The following is a 17,433-nucleotide window of genomic DNA, read 5'->3' as shown; positions in this document are numbered from 1 at the left end:
GCATGCCGGAGGGGCACACCATCCACCGGCTCGCCGCCGCCCTTGACGAGCTTTACGGTGGTCAGAGCCTGCGCGTGCGCTCGCCGCAGGGGCGTTTCGCCGACGGGGCGAGCCGTCTTGACGGTCAGGTCCTCCTGGGCAGCCAGGCCCACGGCAAGCACCTCTTCCTGCCCTTCGGCCCCAGCGCCGACATGTCCCTCGACGACGCCTCCGTCACCTGGCTGCGGATCCACCTGGGCCTGTATGGGGCATGGACCTTCGACGGCGACCGTGAGTTCACGGCGCCCCACGCCATCGGGGCGCCGCGTCGGCGCGTCGGGGAGCGCGGCGAGCACGCCCTCAAAGGTGGGGGAGGGTCGGCCCTGACCGGGCTGAACGGCGGGAGCCTCGAACCCGGTGACCGGGACACTGCCGCGCACGGGCCCGCCCCCGAGGAGTGGGAGCCTCCCGAGCCGCGTGGCGCGGTGCGGCTGCGGCTGCTCGGCGAGCACGGGGTGGCCGACCTGACCGGACCGGCGGCCTGCGAGCTGCTTGACGCCGAGGGCGTGGCTGCTGTGCGCCGTCGCCTCGGTCCGGACCCGCTGCGCGCCGACGGCGACGTGGAGGCCTTCGTGGCCAAGGCGCGCTCGCGGCGCAAGAGCATCGGGGAGCTGCTCATGGACCAGGCCGTCATCTCCGGGGCCGGCAACATCTACCGGGCCGAGACGCTCTTCCGGGTTGGGGTCTCGCCCTTCCGGGCGGGCAACCGCATCAGCCGGGAGCGGCTGCGGGCCATCTGGGAGGACCTGCGCCCCCTCATGGAGTACGGGGTGGCCACCGGTTTCATCACTACTGTCGACCTCGACGACGTCCCCGACCCCCTGCCGCCTGACGACCCCGAGGCCGGCCGGTGGTACGTGTACCACCGCACCGGCCGTCCCTGCCTGCGCTGCGGGACCCCGGTGGCGGAGCAGGAGGTCGCCTCCCGCCGGCTCTTCTGGTGTCCGACCTGCCAGGCCCACTGAAACCGGCTGGCGACCCTTCGGGTCCCACTAAGGTGGCGGCATGTCGAACGCCTCGCCCGCCCTGCACTCCTCGAGCTGGTTCTCCTTGACCGCCGGCCTGCTGACCCGCGACCACCACCTGACCGTTCCCCTGGACCGCAGCGGACAGGGTGACTCAGCCCCGGACGGGACGGAGTCCATCACCGTCTACGCCCGTGAGATCTCAGCCGTGGGCATTGACCCGCTCTCCCGGCCGCCACTGGTCTTCCTCCAGGGCGGGCCGGGCTGCGAGGCCCCGCGCCCCAGCGCCGACTCCGGGCTCGGCTGGATCGGTGCGATCCTCGAGCACCACCGACTCATCCTCGTCGACCAGCGCGGCACCGGAGCCTCCAGCCCGGTGGACCGGCCCGATGCCGCGGGCACCCCCGCAGACACCGCCCGGCTGCTCACCCACCTGCGCGCCGATGAGATCGTCGAGGACTGCGAGGACCTGCGCCGCGCTCTGGGCCTGGAGCGCTGGAGCCTGCTGGGCCAGTCCTTCGGAGGGTTCTGCGTCACCCGGTACCTCTCCGAGCACGCCCAGAGCCTGGAGAAGGTCTACATCACCGGTGGCCTGCCCGCCGTCGGGCACAGCATCGACGAGGTCTACGCCCTCAGCTACGAGGCGATGCGCCTCAAGAGCGAGGAGTACTACGTCCGTTTCCCTCAGGACCGCGACCGCATGGCGTCCCTGGCTGAAAAGGCTGGTCGGGGCGAGCTGAGGACGGCGGGAGGGGACCTCGTGGGACCCGAGCGCCTGCGCTCGCTGGGCGCCCTGTTGGGCGGGGCCGGGGGAGCGGACACGATCCACTACCTCCTGGAGCGCGACCCCGACTCCTGGGCCTTCCGCTACGACTTGGGGCAGTGCCTGCCCTTCGGCGGCAGGTTCCCGCTCTACGCCGTCATCCACGAGTCCTGCTGGGCCGACGCCGGCACCACTGACTGGGCCGCCCAGCGGGTGCGCCCCGCGGTCTTCGACGACGATCCCACCCTCCTGACAGGTGAGCACGTGCGCCGTGAGGCCTTCGTCGAGGACGCCGGTCTGAGCCCCTGGCTGGAGGTGGCCGACCTCCTGGCCGCGCAGGAGTGGCCGGCGCTCTATGACCCGGCCCGTCTCAAGGCTGCGACGACCCCCGGGGCTGCCGCCGTCTACGCCCGTGACGTGTTCGTGCCGATGACCACCTCCCTGGAGACGGCCGCGCTCATCCCCGGCCTGCGTACCTGGATCACCAGCGAGTACGAGCATGACGGCTCACGAGCCTCCGGCGGTCGGGTCTTCAAGCGCCTGCGCGACCTGGCCGCCGGAGTGATCGCTCGCTGACAGGTGTGCCCCGGTGCGCCCGGTGGGCGCACCGGGGCAGAGCCGGGTGCGTGGAGGAGCACGCGAGGGACGGCGTGAGGCGGCTCAGATGTAGATGGTCGGGTCCATCATGAGCTCAGGGTCAGTGCGGGGGTCGCGGGCCCGGCTGGGTACGCCCACGGCGACATGACCCTGCGGGAGGTTCTTCACCAGGACTGCGTTGGCCCCCACCTTGGCCCCATCCTCGACAGTGACCGGCCCCAGGACCTTGGCGCCCGCGCCGATCTGCACGTTGTTGCCGATGGTGGGGTGGCGCTTGCCCGGACTCATCGACACCCCGCCCAGAGTCACTCCGTGGAACAGCAGGACGTCGTCGCCGACCTCCGCGGTCTCACCGATGACCACGCCCATGCCGTGGTCGATGAAGAAGCGCTCACCGATCTTCGCGGCCGGGTGGATCTCGATACCGGTGAAGTTGCGGGCCGCTTGAGACAGGGCGCGCGCCGCGAAGCGGTACCCCTTGTGCCACAGCTTGTGAGCCGCCCGGTGCGCCCACAGGGCGTGGACACCCGGGTAGAGGAGGGCCACCTCCACGCTGGAGCGGGCGGCGGGGTCGCGCTTGCGAGCCGTGGCCAGGTCGTCGCGGGCCAGGTCCAGAAGGGACCGCTGGGAGTTGTGCATGGTGTGCTCCTCTGAAGGGTGAAGGTGCGGCTCAGGTCGGCTGGTGAGCCTTCACCTCGCCCGCTGCGCCGGTGACAACACCGACGGCGGCTCACCTGTTCCCAGGTTCGCCGCCGTCGGGGGAGTCAGTCGAGGAAGTCCTTGAACAAGGGGGTGGACAGGTAGCGCTCACCGGTGTCAGGCAGGACGGTGACGATGGTCTTGCCCTCGAACTCAGGGCGCCTGGCCAGCTCGCTGGCGGCGGCCAGAGCGGCGCCCGAGGAGATCCCCACCAGAAGGCCCTCCTCCGCAGCGGCCCGGCGAGCGTAGGTGATGGCGACGTCGGACTCGATGTGGAGCAGCTCGTCCCAGATGCCCTGGTCAAGGATCTCGGGAACCACGTTGGGGCCCAGGCCCTGGATCTTGTGGGGAGCGGCCTGGCCCTCGCTCAGCAGCGGGGACTCGGAGGGCTCGACGCCGTAGATCTTCACCCCGGGCTTCTCCTGGCGCAGTACCTGGCCCACTCCGGTCAGCGTGCCCCCGGTGCCGATGCCGGCCACGAAGACGTCGATGTCGCCCCCAGTCTGCTCCAGGATCTCCCGGGCCGTGGTCTCGCGGTGAACCTTGGGATTGGCCGGGTTGGCGAACTGGGAGGCGAGGATCGAGTTGGGGGTGGCGGCCTGGATTTCCTCGGCCCGCTTGACCGCTCCGGCTACGCCGCCCTCGGTGGTCAGCACCAGCTCCGCACCGAAGGCGCGCATGATGGCCCGGCGCTCCTTGGACATGGTCTCGGGCATGGTGATGATGACCTTGTATCCCAGGGCCGCTCCCACCATGGCCAGGCCGACGCCGGTGTTCCCGGAGGTCGCCTCCACGATGGTGCCACCGGGCTTGAGGTCACCGGAGGCCTCCGCGGCGCGCACGATGGACAGGGCGATGCGGTCCTTGACCGAGGCAGCCGGCTCGAAGGCCTCCACCTTGGCCAGGACGGTGGCGGGGGCGCCGTCGGTGACGCGGTTGATGCGGACCAGGGGGGTGTTGCCGACCAGAGCGGTTGCGTCGGGTGCGTACGTCATAGTGATGTCCTTCGAGTGTGGGTTGGGTGAGTCCTGCGGTGATGGCGACCGGCGGTGCCGCGTGATGAGGCGACGTCGGGCCCGTGGGGACTCGTGAGAGAAAAAGAAGTGGGACGGTCCGCGTCCGTCAGAGGGCCACGTCATGAGGAGTGGCTCGAACAGCAGGGATGGCCGCCTGCTCCGGGAGCGCCGGGCATGCGCGCAGCGGTACGCGCACAGATGTCGTGGCCTGGCGCCCTACCGACACCGGCAGCAGCAGCACGCGGGCGCGATGGGCATGGAGGGCGAGGACATGGTGCACATGACGGTCTTAACCATCATGGGTCCTCCTTAGTTCCTCTCGGCGACTGGCTGCGCCTACCCGGGCGTGAACTGCTCATCCGGAGCGTGGTGCCCCGGCCGATGGTTGAACCCTACCCCGCCTCCGACGGTGATCGCCACATCCATCCGGTATCTGCTCGCATCGTGGTCGTGAGCGCGGCCGAGTCCGCGGGCGCCTGGTAGGCGTATCCGGGTGAGAGGGGGTTCTCGCCCCTGGGCTTCAGGCCGGGGGCACAGGGACCTCGACCAGTCGGCTCCCGGCAGGTTCTGCCGCCCCCTCGCCGCGGGTCAGGGCCGCCAGTGGGGCGTGCAGGAGCTCAGGGTCGGCGCAGGACGTGGCCAGCACGAGGACCGCGTGGGTCGGTCCCCAGATCGTCTCCTCGACGTGAATGGTCGGGGCCGGGGTGGCCGTCCCGCCCTCCGCCGTCGGCCCCGATGCTGCGGTGGGGTTGCGGGAGCGCAGCTCCGCCTCGATCCTGCCGGCCTGGGCCACCGGAACCCGCAGGTCCCACAGATGAAGCCGGGTCAGGGTGACCCGTGCAGCCGCCTGCAGCGCCTGAGCGGTCGCCTCGGAGTAGGCGCGCACCAGTCCGCCGGTACCCAGGAGCGTTCCGCCGAAGTAACGGGTGACGACGACGGTCGTGTTGGCCAGTCCCGTTCCTCTCAGGACGTCGAGCATGGGCTGGCCGGCCGTGCCGGAGGGCTCGCCGTCGTCGTTGGAGCGCTCGGTGGGTGGGGGCGGGGCGGCCAGGGCGTGTCCGTCGGAGAGGTCGGTGAGCGTCAGCGCCGAGCAGTGGTGGCGCGCGTCGGGGTAGGTGGAGCGCACCTCCGCGATGAAGCTGCGGGCCTCGTCCATGGAGTCCGTGCGGCAGGCGCGTGCCAGGAAGTGGGATTTCTTGATCTCCAGGTCGATCTCGGGCTGCTCGCCGCGGGCCAGGGTGATGAGTCCGGGGGATGGTTGCTCCTGAGACGGCTGCTGCGATGGTGTGCGAGGGGCGTGCGGGGCCATGGCGGGATCCTCGCACGGGGCGGACTCGGGACCGATGTCACACGCCTTGATGCGGTCTTGGACTGGAAGCGGTCCGTGAGATGTCGTTATGGTGTCCCTCGGTCCAGTTTCGAGGGGTCGTCCGATCCCCAAGGTTCATGAGAGAGGAGCGGGCCCATGGCAGTGCCGAAGCGGAAGATGTCCCGCAGCAACACCCGCAACCGCCGCTCACAGTGGAAGGCCAAGCTCACCGAGCTCACCACCGTCCGCGTCCAGGGCCGCGAGATCTCCGTCCCTCGCCGTCTGGCGCGGGCCTACAAGGAGGGCCTCATCGAGCAGTGAGGCTGCTGGTGGAGGGGTGAAACCCTTCATCCATGCGGGTGTAGCTCAATGGTAGAGCCTCTGCCTTCCAAGCAGATTGCGCGGGTTCGATTCCCGTCACCCGCTCTGTGAGCCGAAAGGGGCCGCTCCTCGGCGGTCCCTTTCGTCACGTCACGGGCTGTGGCGCAGTTTGGTAGCGCACCTGCTTTGGGAGCAGGGGGCCGCGGGTTCAAATCCCGCCAGCCCGACTCCTCGTCGCGTGGGCGGACGGCTCGTGCGCAGACCGCATTCAGGCGCGTGTCGAGGCGGATGCATGGCCCGTGAATATGCCGATGCGCCCCGCGGCCACGACGGCCGCGCCCGGCGTCACCTCCTGTGTCCAGACTCATGCGCCAGGTGCGGACGCAGCGTCGATCCCACTGTCCGTTTGCCCTAAGATGGCACGGATTGACGCCACAGACGCGCGTCCGCCGAGCGCCTCCGAGCGTGTCGGTGTTACCGCAGAACTCAGACCTTGGGAGCAACCCCCGTGAAGACCACTGTCGAGAATCTTGACCCCAGTCGCATCAAGCTGACCGTTGAGGTCCCCTATGAGGAGCTCAAGCCCAGCCTGGATGCCGCCTACAAGGAGATCGGCTCCCAGATCCAGGTCCCCGGCTTCCGTCGTGGTCACGTCCCCAACCGGGTCATCGACCAGCGCGTCGGCCGCGGGACCGTCATCCAGGAGGCCGTCAACAACAAGCTCTCCGACTTCTACCGGGACGCCATCACCGAGGCCGAGCGGGTCCCCATGCTCCAGCCCGAGGTCGACGTCGTCGAGCTGCCCAACGCCACCGGAGAGAATGGCGGCCAGCTGGCCTTCACCGCCGAGGTCACTGTTCGCCCCGTCATCGAGCTGCCGGACCTGAGCAAGGCCAAGCTGACCGTGGACGCCGTCGAGGTCACCGATGAGGACGTCGACACCGAGCTGGACAACCTGCGTGCCCGCTTCGGCTCTCTGAAGTCCGTGGGCCGCAAGGCCAAGACCGGTGACTTCGTCACCATCGACCTCAAGGCCGTCATCGATGGCGAGGAGGTCGACTCCATCTCCGGCGTCTCCTACGAGATCGGCAAGGGCAACATGCTCAAGGGCCTGGACACTGCCCTGCGCGGTCTGAAGACTGACGAGTCCGCCACCTTCACCACCGAGCTGGCCGGCGGGGAGCACGCCGGTGAGCAGGCCGAGGTCACGGTGACAGCCACTGCTGTCAAGCAGCGTGAGCTGCCCAAGGTCGACGACGAGTTCGCCCAGCTCGCCTCCGAGTTCGACACCGTCGAGGAGTTGCGCGAGGACCTTGTCAAGCAGGTCACCGAGCGCAAGACCGGCGAGCAGGCGGTCGCCGCCCGTGACGCCCTCCTCGAGCACCTGCGCAGCGAGGTCGCCTTCGACGTCCCTGATGCAGTTGTCGAGGCCGAGGTCGCCCAGCACCTGCGGGCCGAGGGCAAGGACGGCGACGAGGAGCATGCCAAGGAGATCCGCGAGGACATCGTCAACGGTGTGCGCGACCAGATCATCCTCGATGTCCTGGCTGAGGACCTCAAGGTCGGTGTGGCGCAGGACGAGCTGCTGGAGTTCCTCTTCCAGACCGCCCAGCAGTACGGCATGGAGCCCGCCCAGTTCCTCCAGGGTGCTCAGCAGGCCGGGCAGATTCCCGCCTTTGTCTCCGAGGTCGCTCGCAACAAGTCTCTGGCCATGGCGCTGCGCCAGGCAGCGGTGGTTGACTCCAAGGGGGAGACCGTGGACCTGTCCGCCTTCATCGGCTCCGACGAGGATGACGCCGCCGCGGCAGCTCAGGCCGCAGCCGCCGCTGCGCAGGACGCCGACTCCGCTGAGGGCGAGGACGCCGAGTGAGCCCATGGCGCTCAAGGTGCGTATGAGCTGAGGCGAGTTCACGCTCATACGGGACGCCCAAGCTGAACAGACGGGCCCACCTTCTTCTGGAAGGTGGGCCCGTTGCCGTGCGGGGGAGTGTTGCCGGGACGACCTCTCCCGCGTTGGCCGGGATGCGTCCCGGATGACGATCAGCCCGCTGTGACGAGGTCCTTGCGCTTGGGACGAATGACTCCGAAATTGCGCTCAGGAATCGCCATCTTGAAATAGTAAGCGACCCCGATCGGAACCACGATGAGACTGACGAAGAGGCAGTAGAAGGGCTGGAAGATCAGCCACTTATTTCCGTGGTCCCAGTGAAGCCACACAATAGCGGCGTAGTAGATGAACAGTGCCAGAAGAAGTGTCCACCCAGGATTGACGACGGCTATCCACCTGAGCACGAACATGCTGATGACCACGATGCCGCTGTACAGCCACAGGAAGGGATGCTGGAATACGAATCTGAAGTTGATGATGAAGAGCCTGAAGGAGCCACCGCTCCAGGCGATTCGCTGGCGCCACCAGGAGTACAGTGTGTCGGGTGCGTTGGTATTGACGTGGGCAAGAATGTGAACGGCCTTGTATCCCAGTGCGTCTCCGATAATCCCGGACTCGATGTCATTGCCCTGGAAGAACAGTGAGTGGCGAGCCATGATCTGGCGCATGACGTCGGTCTTGCCGATGTGAAGGGCGCCGCTGAGCAGCCACGGCATGATTCTGCGTGCGCGCATCGAGACCACGTACTCGTGGCGCTGCATCTGGACGATGAAGGGCCCCTTCTTCTGAGGCACGATGGTGACTGAGGCGAAGTCGGCCCTATTGGCCACCAGGGCGCCGATGATATGGGTCAGCGGCTCCTGCGCCGTAGTATCGGCGTCAAGGCAGACGATGTAGGAGTTGAGGGGAGCGGCCAGCAGCGCGTCTCGGACAACCGTGTCCCGGGTGATTCCCGAGGTGCTCCGCTTGCGACCCACCTTGCGTGGGACGTAGTTGCTGCGGAAGATTCTGAACCCGTAGCGAATGGCGATGTCCTCAAGGTCGCGGTAGAACTCCTCTGACTCACCAGAGGTGGTGCACAGGACTACTCGATCTCCATAGGGGCGCAGATAATCCGCGTTCTGCAAGTACTTGACATTACCGTAGATCGGTACCAGGACGCTGAAGTCGTCCGAGGTGATGTTCGGATTCAGCTCCACAGCTTTATACCACTTCGAGGTGATGCCGGCCCAGATGTCGATTCCGATCCAGAACAGGATTCCCACCAGCAGGGTAATGACGATCATGCAGTGGTCCTCTCTGATGCATGGAGTTGTGCGAACGTGCTGAACACGAGTAGCCCCTTACTGGGTGGTGCGGCAAGCGGAAAAGACGTGTTGTTCGAGCAGGGACGGGGTTATTGAATCGTGAAAGAATATGGCTGACTGACGGCGGAGTGAAGCCTGGGCTGGAGGGTTTTGGTGTCGTCAGGCAGGCGGGCACCCCAATGCGATCGGTCGGATAAATTCGATGGTGCCACGCCGCCCTCACCGATGCCACGGTGTGGGAAGTGGGTCACGTCAAGATCTCGGGCGCCTACAACCTAACCGATGGAAGGTTTAGTTTTCCTACAAGAGGGCGTGAGTTGGCTTACCGTTGTCTTGAGTCTACGGATTCGAGTGATCCCCGACACTGGGCGCGATACGTCAGATGGTGCCTGGTCGTCCGCCGTCTGTGCTGCGGCCGGATGAGGTGCTTGGCTTAGTGGATTTCACAAGGAAACGGGGTGGGGGCGAAGGCTCAGTGCTTCGCTCCCACCCCGCCCGGCGGTGGCCGTCAACCTGACGGCTCCCGATCGGTAAGCGGTTGCCCGCTCCCGGGCTACTTCTCGTTCGCTGCTGCTGCCTTGTCGACGTCGACCATCACCAGCTGCATGCGGCACGGCGTCACGGCCGTCAGTGCGTGACGGTCGCCGGGTGCCAGGTAGATGACGTCCCCGGCGCCCATCCTCTCGGTGCGCTCGCCGATGGAGAAGTCCATCTCGCCCTCCAGGAGCGTGACGATCACCGCCCTGGGGGAGGAGTGCTCGGTGAGGACCTGGCCGGCGTCGAAGGTGAAGACGACGGTGCGCAGGATCTCGTTGTTGACGACGACCCGCGAGGTGGTCGCCTCCTCGGAGACGGGCAGGGCGGCGTTGAGGCCGAGTTGGAACAGGGACTCGGTGGAGGGGGTGCTGGACGAGGGGGACATGTGTGCTCCTACGGTGTTGGGCGGCCAGGACTGTGAGGGTTGTGGGGCTGTGAGGGCTGGGCCGGGCATGCCATGAGGTGACGGCGCGCCGGCGTCGTATAATGCTGTCATGGCAGACAGTACTGGTGACAAGAGCGAAGGGTGCGATCTGCCGAGGTACTGACCGTCGGGGAAGGTGTCGTGATCGGCAGGATGCTCGAGGAGCGACGCCTCGTGGCCGTCACACCTGCGCCGTGGGCGAAAAGGGTGCGATGGCGGGCATGGTGGCCGAGGGGGTCGCGTTAGCGTTGGTGACACCGACCATGAGAGGACTGACGTGAGCGAGCTCTACACACCCGCTGCGGTCGCCCCTCCCCAGGCAGCCGACGCCGCAGGCGCGGGTCTGGGGTTGACCGACTCCATCTACAACCGCCTCCTCAAGGAGCGCATCATCTGGCTCGGCTCCGAGGTGCGTGACGACAACGCCAACGCCATCTGTGCCCAGATGCTGCTGCTGGCCGCCGAGGATCCCGAGCGGGACATCTACCTCTACATCAACAGCCCCGGCGGCTCGGTGACCGCCGGCATGGCCATCTACGACACTATGCAGTACGTCCAGCCCGACGTCGCCACCGTGGCCACGGGGCTGGCCGCCTCCATGGGGCAGCACCTGCTGTCTGCCGGCGCCAAGGGCAAGCGCTATCTCACCCCTCATGCCCGCGTGCTTATGCACCAGCCCTCCGGTGGTGCCGGGGGCTCGGCAACCGACATCCGCATCAACGCCGACCTCATCATCAAGATGAAGCAGGAGCTCGCTGAGATCACCGCGGCCAACACCGGGCACACGGTGGAGGAGATCATTGCCGACTCCGACCGCGACCACTGGTTCTCGGCCCAGGAGGCCCTGGAGTACGGATTCGTCGACCACATCGTGCGCTCCAGCCGGGAGATCGGCAAGCAGAACGGAGACAACTGACATGTCCTCGACCCGTCCCTACTTCGAGGCCATCGCCCGCCAGGCCGGTGCCATGCCGCAGGCTCGTTACGTGCTGCCCCAGTTCGAGGAGCGCACCGCCTACGGCTTCAAGCGTCAGGACCCCTACGCCAAGCTCTTCGAGGACCGCATCGTCTTCATGGGTGTCCAGGTCGACGACGCCTCCGCCGACGACATCATGGCCCAGCTCCTGGTCCTGGAGTCCCAGGACCCAGACGGCCTCATCACCATGTACATCAACAGCCCCGGCGGATCCTTCACGGCGCTGACGGCCATCTACGACACCATGCAGTACATCAAGCCGCAGGTGCAGACCGTCTGCCTGGGGCAGGCGGCCTCCGCCGCCGCCGTGCTCCTGGCCGCCGGTAGTGAGGGCAAGCGCCTGGCCCTGCCCAATGCGCGCGTCCTTATCCATCAGCCCGCCATGGAGGGGATGCAGGGCCAGGCCAGCGACATCGAGATCGTTGCCGACGAGATCGACCGCATGCGCTCCTGGCTGGAGGACACCCTGGCCGCGCACACCGGACGGGACCGCGAGAAGATCCACGCCGACCTCGAGCGCGACAAGATTCTCACGGCCGCCGCCGCCAAGGAGTACGGGATCGTGGACCAGGTACTCACGTCCCGCAAGGCGCCGGCCTCTCCGCACTCCTCCTGAGGAGTGCCGGGATGCAGGCCGGGCCGTCGGTGCCGTACTGACGCCGTGTGTGGCGCTCCCTCCCATGAGCGGTGGGAGCGCCACGCACGCAGCGGTGGAAATAAGTCCAGCAAACCCTGGCAGCGTGGCGCCCAACGTGGCATATTGCGGACTGGACACGCCGCCATGCCCTCGGCGCACCTGCCGTCTGAGCCCGTAGGCTGACGCAGGACCGCCCGGGTGCGGGGGCCGATGACGAACCTGGAGGAAACTGTGGCACGTAACGCTGAGAGTGTGGATCTGCTCAAGTGCTCCTTCTGCGGCAAGAGCCAGAAGCAGGTCAAGAAGCTCATCGCCGGGCCCGGTGTCTACATCTGCGACGAGTGCATCGAGCTGTGCAATGAGATCGTCGACGAGGAGCTGAGCGACTCTGGCGCCGGAGTTCCTCTCGAGCTGCCCAAGCCCCAGGAGATCTTCGACTTCCTCAACCAGTACGTCATCGGCCAGGAGGCCGCCAAGCGCGCCATGAGTGTGGCGGTCTACAACCACTACAAGCGCGTCCAGGTCAAGGAGCGCTCCGTGGCCGAGGGGGACGGCCTGGAGCTGGGCAAGTCCAACATCCTGCTGCTGGGGCCCACCGGAACCGGTAAGACTCACCTGGCCCGAACCCTGGCCCGCCTTCTCGATGTCCCCTTCGCCATCGTCGATGCCACGGCTCTGACCGAGGCGGGGTACGTCGGTGAGGACGTGGAGAACATCCTCCTCAAGCTCATCCAGGCCGCTGACGGTGACGTCAAGCGCGCTGAGAAGGGCATCATCTACATCGACGAGATCGACAAGATCGGTCGCAAGGCGGAGAACCCGTCGATCACCCGCGACGTCTCGGGTGAGGGTGTGCAGCAGGCACTGCTCAAGATCATCGAGGGGACAACGGCCTCCGTGCCGCCCGGCGGCGGGCGCAAGCACCCGCACCAGGAGTTCCTGGAGATCGACACCACTAACATTCTCTTCATCGCCGCAGGTGCCTTCGCCGGTATTGAGGAGATCGTGCGCCAGCGTCAGCGCAAGGAGTCCGGGGCCCAGATGGTGGGCTTCGGGGCACAGCTGACCGGCAGCACAGGATCGCAGGACGTCTTCACCTCACCGGTACGCCCCGAGGACCTTCACAAGTTCGGCCTCATCCCCGAGTTCATCGGCCGCCTGCCCGTCATTGCCACGGTTCAGGACCTGGGGGTGCGTGAGCTCGTGCGCGTCATGACCGAGCCCAAGAACGCTCTGGTCTCCCAGTACCAGTACCTCTTCAGTCTCGACGGCGTCGAGCTCGAGCTGACCGATGCCGCCATTGAGGCGGTGGCCTCCCTCGCCCTGGAGCGCAAGACCGGCGCCCGGGGACTGACCTCCATCGTCGAGGAGGTCCTGGGACAGGCCATGTTCGAGGTTCCCTCCCTGCCCGAGGTCGGGCGCGTCGTCGTTGACGCCGATGCCGTCAGGGGCACCGGCAAGCCCAGTTACCAGTCCGGTTCGGGAACGCTGCGCTCGACGAACAAGATGGGGGAGCGGAGCCGGACCGCATGAGCGAGGAGCAGGGCGGCATCCCCCCACAGCTGGCCGTCTATCGGGCCACCATTGACAACCTCGACGCCGCCCTCGTCCATCTCCTGGCCGAACGGTTCCGCTGCACTCAGCAGGTGGGACTGCTCAAGGCCCGACTCGATCTGCCGCCGGCCGACCCCGGGCGCGAGCAGCAGCAGGTGGCACGTCTGCGGGCCCTGGCCGAGGATTCCGGCCTGGACCCGATCTTCGCCGAGAAGTTCTTCACCTTCATCGTCGCTGAGGTCATCCAGCACCATGAGGAGATCCGCGACGACCACGAGGCCGAGCAGGCCAAGCAGACCGAGACGTAGGAACCGCCGGAGGCATCCGGTCAGGCGCGCTTCCGGTGACTCGCTGTGATACGAACCGTTGAGGCGAGTAGGTGCGCGGTCCGGGAGCAGCCGGCGGACTGAGCCCAGTGGGCTCTCGCAGCGGCTTTCAGTCCTGTGACGGTGAGACGGTGGTGCTGGGGACGAGCGGCGTGCGCGTGTAGAGAGCCTCGATCTCGGCCGAGAAGCGCTTCTCCGCCTCGGCGCGACGTACCTTGAGCGAGGGAGTCAGCAAGCCGTTGGCCACGGTGAAGTCCGTGGGTAGCACCTCGAAGGTGCGGATCGACTCCGCCCGTGAGACCGCCTCGTTGGCCCGGCCCACCGCCTTCTCCAGGGCGGCGCGTACCCGCGGGTCCCGGGCGGCGTCGACAACCGTCATCTCCTCCAGGCCGTGGGAGGACAGCCACAGTGGCAGCATCTCCGCATCCAGGGTGAGCAGTGCACCGATGCAGGGACGGTTCTCCCCGACGATGAGTACTTGGCTGACCAGCGGGTGACCCCGCAGGCGGTCCTCCAGAGGGGCCGGGGCGACGTTCTTCCCGCCGGCGGTGACGATGAGCTCCTTCTTGCGCCCGGTGATCCGCAGGAAGCCCTCGGCGCCTTCGAAGGAGCCGATGTCCCCGGTGCGCAACCAGCCGTCGTCGGTGAAGGCCTCGGCCGTGGCCTCGGGGTTGTTGTGGTATCCCGTGAAGGTGCCGATGCCCCGGACCAGGATCTCCCCGTCGTCGGCCAGACGGAGCGAGCAGCCGGGCAGTGGGGTGCCGACAGTCCCGATCCGGGTGGCCTGGGGCAGGTTGACGCTGCACGGACCCATGGTCTCGGTCAGGCCGTAGCCCTCCAGGACGGTGACTCCGGCGCCGCGGTAGAAGTGTCCCAGGCGCTCGCCCAGAGGCCCGCCTCCGGAGATGACGTGCGTGACCTGCCCTCCCAGTACGGAGCGCAGGGTGGAGAAGACGAGCTTGTCGAAGGCGGCGCGCTGAGCCCTGAGCCGGCGTGACGGGCCCTGCGGGGTGTCCAGGGCCCGGGAGTACGCGATCGCGGTCTTGGCCGCCAGGCGGAAGACCTTCTGCTTGGCGCCGGTCGCCTTGGCATCGGCGGCGTTATAGATCTTCTCGAACACCCGGGGGACGGCCAGGACCGCGGTGGGGCGGAAGGAGCCCAGGTCGTTGAGGAGATTACGCACGTCGGGCACGTGCCCCAACACGCCCGCGCGTGAGCAGACGACCGCGATCTCCACAAACCGGCCGAGCACGTGGGCCAGGGGCAGGAACAGCAGGAAACGGACCTCGTCCCCGCCCAGAACCTCGGGTACGTGCGGGCAGACGTTGACGCACAGGTGCACGAGGTTGCCGTGGCTGAGCTCGACGCCCTTGGGGCGGCCGGTCGTGCCGGAGGTGTAGACGATGGTGGCCAGGGACTGTGAGGTCAGGGCCGCGCTGCGCCGGTCGAGCTCGCCGGCATCCACGCCTCGACCGGCCTTGATGAGCCCCAGGACGTCCTCTCGCTCGACGCACAGCACCTGCAGGCTCTCCAGCTCGGGCACGGTGGAGGTCAGCGCGCCGACCATGGAGGCCATGGCCTCGTTCTCCACGACGATGAGCTTCACGCCGGCGTCGGTGAGGATCCACTGGGCCTGCTCGGCCGAGGAGGTCTCGTAGACGGGGACGACGACGAGGCCCGCCTCCCAGGCGGCGAAGTCCAGAAGCGTCCACTCATACGACGTGTGCGACATGATGCCGATGGCGTCTCCGGGCTGAAGACCTCGGGCCACCAGACCCGCGGCCACCTCACGCACCTGGGTGCGGAAGGCGCTGGCGCTCATCTCTCGCCAGCGCCGCCCCAAGGGGGACTTGCGGGCGATGAGCCCGCCGTCGGGACTGCGGCGCACGCGCTCGGCCAGCGCCCAGGGCGTCGTCATGCCGTCGTGAACCGGCACCAGGAGCTCGGTGGCGTGCTCCTCTAACGAGGCGGAGGGGCTGGGGTCGGCCGGTCGGGTGGAGGCGTCGGTCATGGTGGCAAGTATGCCCGCCCGCGGCCACCGGCGAGGCTTGCCCCCGTTTACTCCTGCGGTCCTTTGCGCGTGGCGCTGTAGATGTCCGCGATGACGTCGGCGTGGGCCTCCATGACCGGGCCGCGCTTGACCTTCAGCGACGGGGTGAGCAGGCCGTTGGCCTCGGTGAAGTCGGTGGCCAGCACCCGGAAGGTACGGATCGACTCGGCCCGGGAGACCGCGCGGTTCGTGCGCGCCACGGCCCGGTCCAGGGCGGCGAGCACCTGCGGGTGGGAGGAGGCCTCGACCACGTCCATCGCCGCCAGCCCGTGGTTGCGCAGCCACTGGGGGAGCATCTCCTTGTCCAGGGTGATGAGCGCGGAGATGAAGGGCTCTCCGTCCCCGATGACGAGTACCTGGCTGATGAGCGGGTGGCCGCGCAGGCGGTCCTCGAGCTGGGCGGGGGCGACGTTCTTGCCTCCGGCGGTGACGATGAGCTCCTTCTTGCGTCCGGTGATGCGCAGGTAGCCGTCCTCGTCGAGGGCGCCGATGTCGCCGGTGCGGAACCAGCCGTCGGCGGTGAAGGCCTCGGCGGTGGCCGAGGGGTTGTTGTGGTAGGTGGAGAAGACTCCGATACCGCGGACCTGGATCTCCTCGTCCTCACCGATGCGGATCTCGTTGCCGCAGACGGGTGGACCGACGGTGCCGATCTTGTTGAGCCAGTCGGTGTTGACGCTGACCGGGCCGATGGTCTCGGTCAGGCCGTAGCCCTCCAGGATAGCCAGGCCCAGGCCACGGTAGAAGTGCCCCAGGCGCTGCCCCAGCGGCCCTCCGCCGGAGATGATGAAACGGGCGTTGGGCCCCATGAGTCCCCGGATCTTGCGGAAGACGAGACGGTCGGCCATGGCGTGCGCCCGACGCAGGCCGCGGGAGGGGCCCTGAGGGGTGTCCAGAGCGCGGGAGTAGGCGATGGCGACCTTGGCGGCCCAACGGAACAGCTTGAGCTTGGCGCCGCTGCCGGCCTTGGCGTCGGCGGCGTTGTAGATCTTCTCCAGGACGCGTGGGACGGCCAGGATGTAGGAGGGAGCGAAGGACTGCAGGTCGGGCAGGAGGGTCTTGGCGTCGGGGGTGTGGCCCAGCACGCCCTCACCGGCCAGGGACAGCAGCTGGAGGCAGCGGGCGTAGACGTGTGCCAGCGGCAGGAACAGCAGCAGGCGCACGTTGGTGCCCCACAGGACTCCGGGCAGGTAGCGCACCCCGTGATACGGGATGCCGACGGCGTTGCGGTGGGTGAACTCGACGCCCTTGGGGCGGCCCGTGGTGCCGGAGGTGTAGATGATGGAGTAGACGTCGTCGACCGTGAGGGCGTTGGAGCGCTGGTCGACCTGGGAGGGGCTGACGCCCGAGCCCGCCTGGACGATGGTGGTGATCGCGTCGGCGTCCAGGGCGAGGACCCTCACCGGCTGCTCGATACCGGCGACGGCGCCGCGCACGAGCTCGGCCAGCGTGCCGCTCTCGGTGATGACCACACGCACGTCGGCGTCGGTGACGATCCACTCGACCTGCTCGGCCGAGCTCGTCTCGTAGATGGGCACGGAGATGAGGCCCGCGCGGGCGATGGCCATGTCCAGGAGGAACCAGTCGTAGGAGGTGTGCGCCATGATGCCGACGGCGGTGCCCGCCTCCAGCCCCATGCCGATGAGACCCGCGGCCACGTGGGCCACCTCCTCGCCGAAGGCTCGGGCCGAGACCTCCTGCCAGTCCCCCGACAGGGGCGACTTGCGGGCCACCAGTGGCCGGTCGCCGCTGCGGGCGATGCGGTCGGCGAGCAGCCACGGCACCGACCAGTGCGCCTCGGGCTGGAAGGGGATCTCGGTGCTGGAGACCCCGCCGGCCATGTGGCCGGGATAGCGCGGCGGCCTGGTGCTGGTGGCCTGGGGCGAGGAGGGGTGAGAGCTCACGGCCTCATTGTGTCAGGCGACGGTCAGGGCGGCGCACCGTTGAGGTGAGAGAAGGAGAGCGGTGCTGTGGAGGTTTTCACAGGCGGTACGCGGTGGTCTCGTGGGGATCGCGGGGTGCGGGTGG

Annotated in this window: 15 protein-coding genes and 2 tRNA genes; 10 read left to right on the top strand and 7 right to left on the bottom strand. The window is 67.9% G+C overall.

Features of this window, described 5'->3' with window-relative positions; translation table 11 throughout:
• The first annotated feature begins 2 nt into the window (after window positions 1–2).
• Both HW274_RS08800 and HW274_RS08795 read left to right on the top strand, forming a co-directional pair.
• Window positions 3–1,004, top strand: a complete 1,002-nt coding sequence (locus HW274_RS08800) for an Fpg/Nei family DNA glycosylase (RefSeq protein WP_185988614.1) — start codon at window positions 3–5, stop codon at window positions 1,002–1,004.
• A gap of 40 nt (window positions 1,005–1,044) precedes the next feature.
• Entirely contained in the window at window positions 1,045–2,343 is a 1,299-nt protein-coding gene (locus HW274_RS08795) for an alpha/beta fold hydrolase (protein ID WP_185988613.1), read from the top strand.
• Window positions 2,344–2,427: 84 nt separating this feature from the next.
• Here the strand turns inward: HW274_RS08795 and epsC are convergent, their stop codons facing one another.
• The 3 genes from epsC to HW274_RS08780 form a co-directional block, all read right to left on the bottom strand.
• Window positions 2,428–3,003 carry a serine O-acetyltransferase EpsC gene (gene epsC, locus HW274_RS08790; protein ID WP_185988612.1) on the bottom strand — a complete coding sequence of 192 codons (576 nt, stop codon included), beginning with the start codon at window positions 3,001–3,003 and terminating at the stop codon, window positions 2,428–2,430.
• A gap of 125 nt (window positions 3,004–3,128) precedes the next feature.
• The gene (gene cysK, locus HW274_RS08785; RefSeq protein ID WP_003786612.1) at window positions 3,129–4,058 is read right to left on the bottom strand and encodes a cysteine synthase A; all 930 of its coding nucleotides are present in this window, start codon (window positions 4,056–4,058) and stop codon (window positions 3,129–3,131) included.
• 541 nt (window positions 4,059–4,599) lie between these two features.
• A complete protein-coding gene (locus HW274_RS08780; RefSeq protein ID WP_185988611.1) occupies window positions 4,600–5,388 on the bottom strand; it encodes a YigZ family protein in 789 nt (262 codons plus the stop codon).
• 156 nt (window positions 5,389–5,544) lie between these two features.
• On the opposite strand from HW274_RS08780, the gene rpmF reads away from it, so the two are divergent.
• The 4 genes from rpmF (at window position 5,545) to tig (ending at window position 7,579) form a co-directional block, all read left to right on the top strand.
• Window positions 5,545–5,709 carry a 50S ribosomal protein L32 gene (gene rpmF, locus HW274_RS08775; protein ID WP_010613511.1) on the top strand — a complete coding sequence of 55 codons (165 nt, stop codon included), beginning with the start codon at window positions 5,545–5,547 and terminating at the stop codon, window positions 5,707–5,709.
• Between the two features lie 34 nt (window positions 5,710–5,743).
• Window positions 5,744–5,814: transfer RNA gene (locus HW274_RS08770), tRNA-Gly, on the top strand.
• A 48-nt stretch (window positions 5,815–5,862) separates the two neighbouring features.
• Window positions 5,863–5,936: transfer RNA gene (locus HW274_RS08765), tRNA-Pro, on the top strand.
• A 281-nt stretch (window positions 5,937–6,217) separates the two neighbouring features.
• A complete protein-coding gene (gene tig / locus HW274_RS08760) occupies window positions 6,218–7,579 on the top strand; it encodes a trigger factor (RefSeq protein WP_185988610.1) in 1,362 nt (453 codons plus the stop codon).
• 170 nt (window positions 7,580–7,749) lie between these two features.
• Here the strand turns inward: tig and HW274_RS08755 are convergent, their stop codons facing one another.
• Entirely contained in the window at window positions 7,750–8,883 is a 1,134-nt protein-coding gene (locus HW274_RS08755; RefSeq protein ID WP_075255160.1) for a glycosyltransferase family 2 protein, read from the bottom strand.
• 574 nt (window positions 8,884–9,457) lie between these two features.
• A complete protein-coding gene (locus HW274_RS08750) occupies window positions 9,458–9,826 on the bottom strand; it encodes a cupin domain-containing protein (RefSeq protein ID WP_075255159.1) in 369 nt (122 codons plus the stop codon).
• 316 nt (window positions 9,827–10,142) lie between these two features.
• Between HW274_RS08750 and HW274_RS08745 the strand changes: the two genes are divergently transcribed.
• The 4 genes from HW274_RS08745 to HW274_RS08730 all read left to right on the top strand — a co-directional run bounded on the left by HW274_RS08745 (window position 10,143) and on the right by HW274_RS08730 (window position 13,340).
• A complete protein-coding gene (locus tag HW274_RS08745) occupies window positions 10,143–10,781 on the top strand; it encodes an ATP-dependent Clp protease proteolytic subunit (RefSeq protein WP_003786603.1) in 639 nt (212 codons plus the stop codon).
• Between the two features lies 1 nt (window position 10,782).
• Complete coding sequence (locus tag HW274_RS08740) at window positions 10,783–11,457, top strand: ATP-dependent Clp protease proteolytic subunit (protein ID WP_075255158.1); 675 nt, start codon at window positions 10,783–10,785, stop codon at window positions 11,455–11,457.
• Window positions 11,458–11,709: 252 nt separating this feature from the next.
• On the top strand, window positions 11,710–13,011 hold the full coding sequence (gene clpX / locus HW274_RS08735) for an ATP-dependent Clp protease ATP-binding subunit ClpX (protein WP_003786598.1): 1,302 nt from the start codon (window positions 11,710–11,712) through the stop codon (window positions 13,009–13,011).
• Complete coding sequence (locus tag HW274_RS08730; protein ID WP_185988609.1) at window positions 13,008–13,340, top strand: chorismate mutase; 333 nt, start codon at window positions 13,008–13,010, stop codon at window positions 13,338–13,340. The genes clpX and HW274_RS08730 overlap by 4 nt, the downstream gene beginning before the upstream one ends.
• Window positions 13,341–13,467: 127 nt before the next feature.
• On the opposite strand, the gene HW274_RS08725 is transcribed toward HW274_RS08730, so the two are convergent.
• On the bottom strand, window positions 13,468–15,369 hold the full coding sequence (locus tag HW274_RS08725; protein ID WP_185988608.1) for a long-chain fatty acid--CoA ligase: 1,902 nt from the start codon (window positions 15,367–15,369) through the stop codon (window positions 13,468–13,470).
• Window positions 15,370–15,416: 47 nt separating this feature from the next.
• Window positions 15,417–17,309, bottom strand: a complete 1,893-nt coding sequence (locus HW274_RS08720) for a long-chain fatty acid--CoA ligase (RefSeq protein WP_185988607.1) — start codon at window positions 17,307–17,309, stop codon at window positions 15,417–15,419.
• Window positions 17,310–17,433 lie beyond the last annotated feature (124 nt).

Origin of the sequence: Actinomyces sp. oral taxon 169, from assembly GCF_013394715.1 — a bacterium.
Classification (GTDB): Bacteria; Actinomycetota; Actinomycetes; order Actinomycetales; family Actinomycetaceae; genus Actinomyces.
Note: the sequence above shows the minus strand (reverse complement) of the source record. Positions and strands in the feature narration are given on the sequence as shown.

Coding starts and splice junctions, on each gene's coding strand:
- HW274_RS08800 (WP_185988614.1), top strand. CDS start 3: ATGCCGGAGGGGCACACCATCCACCGGCTCGCCGCCGCCCTTGACGAG.
- HW274_RS08795 (WP_185988613.1), top strand. CDS start 1,045: ATGTCGAACGCCTCGCCCGCCCTGCACTCCTCGAGCTGGTTCTCCTTG.
- epsC (WP_185988612.1), bottom strand. CDS start 3,003: ATGCACAACTCCCAGCGGTCCCTTCTGGACCTGGCCCGCGACGACCTG.
- cysK (WP_003786612.1), bottom strand. CDS start 4,058: ATGACGTACGCACCCGACGCAACCGCTCTGGTCGGCAACACCCCCCTG.
- HW274_RS08780 (WP_185988611.1), bottom strand. CDS start 5,388: ATGGCCCCGCACGCCCCTCGCACACCATCGCAGCAGCCGTCTCAGGAG.
- rpmF (WP_010613511.1), top strand. CDS start 5,545: ATGGCAGTGCCGAAGCGGAAGATGTCCCGCAGCAACACCCGCAACCGC.
- HW274_RS08755 (WP_075255160.1), bottom strand. CDS start 8,883: ATGATCGTCATTACCCTGCTGGTGGGAATCCTGTTCTGGATCGGAATC.
- HW274_RS08750 (WP_075255159.1), bottom strand. CDS start 9,826: ATGTCCCCCTCGTCCAGCACCCCCTCCACCGAGTCCCTGTTCCAACTC.
- HW274_RS08740 (WP_075255158.1), top strand. CDS start 10,783: ATGTCCTCGACCCGTCCCTACTTCGAGGCCATCGCCCGCCAGGCCGGT.
- HW274_RS08730 (WP_185988609.1), top strand. CDS start 13,008: ATGAGCGAGGAGCAGGGCGGCATCCCCCCACAGCTGGCCGTCTATCGG.
- HW274_RS08725 (WP_185988608.1), bottom strand. CDS start 15,369: ATGACCGACGCCTCCACCCGACCGGCCGACCCCAGCCCCTCCGCCTCG.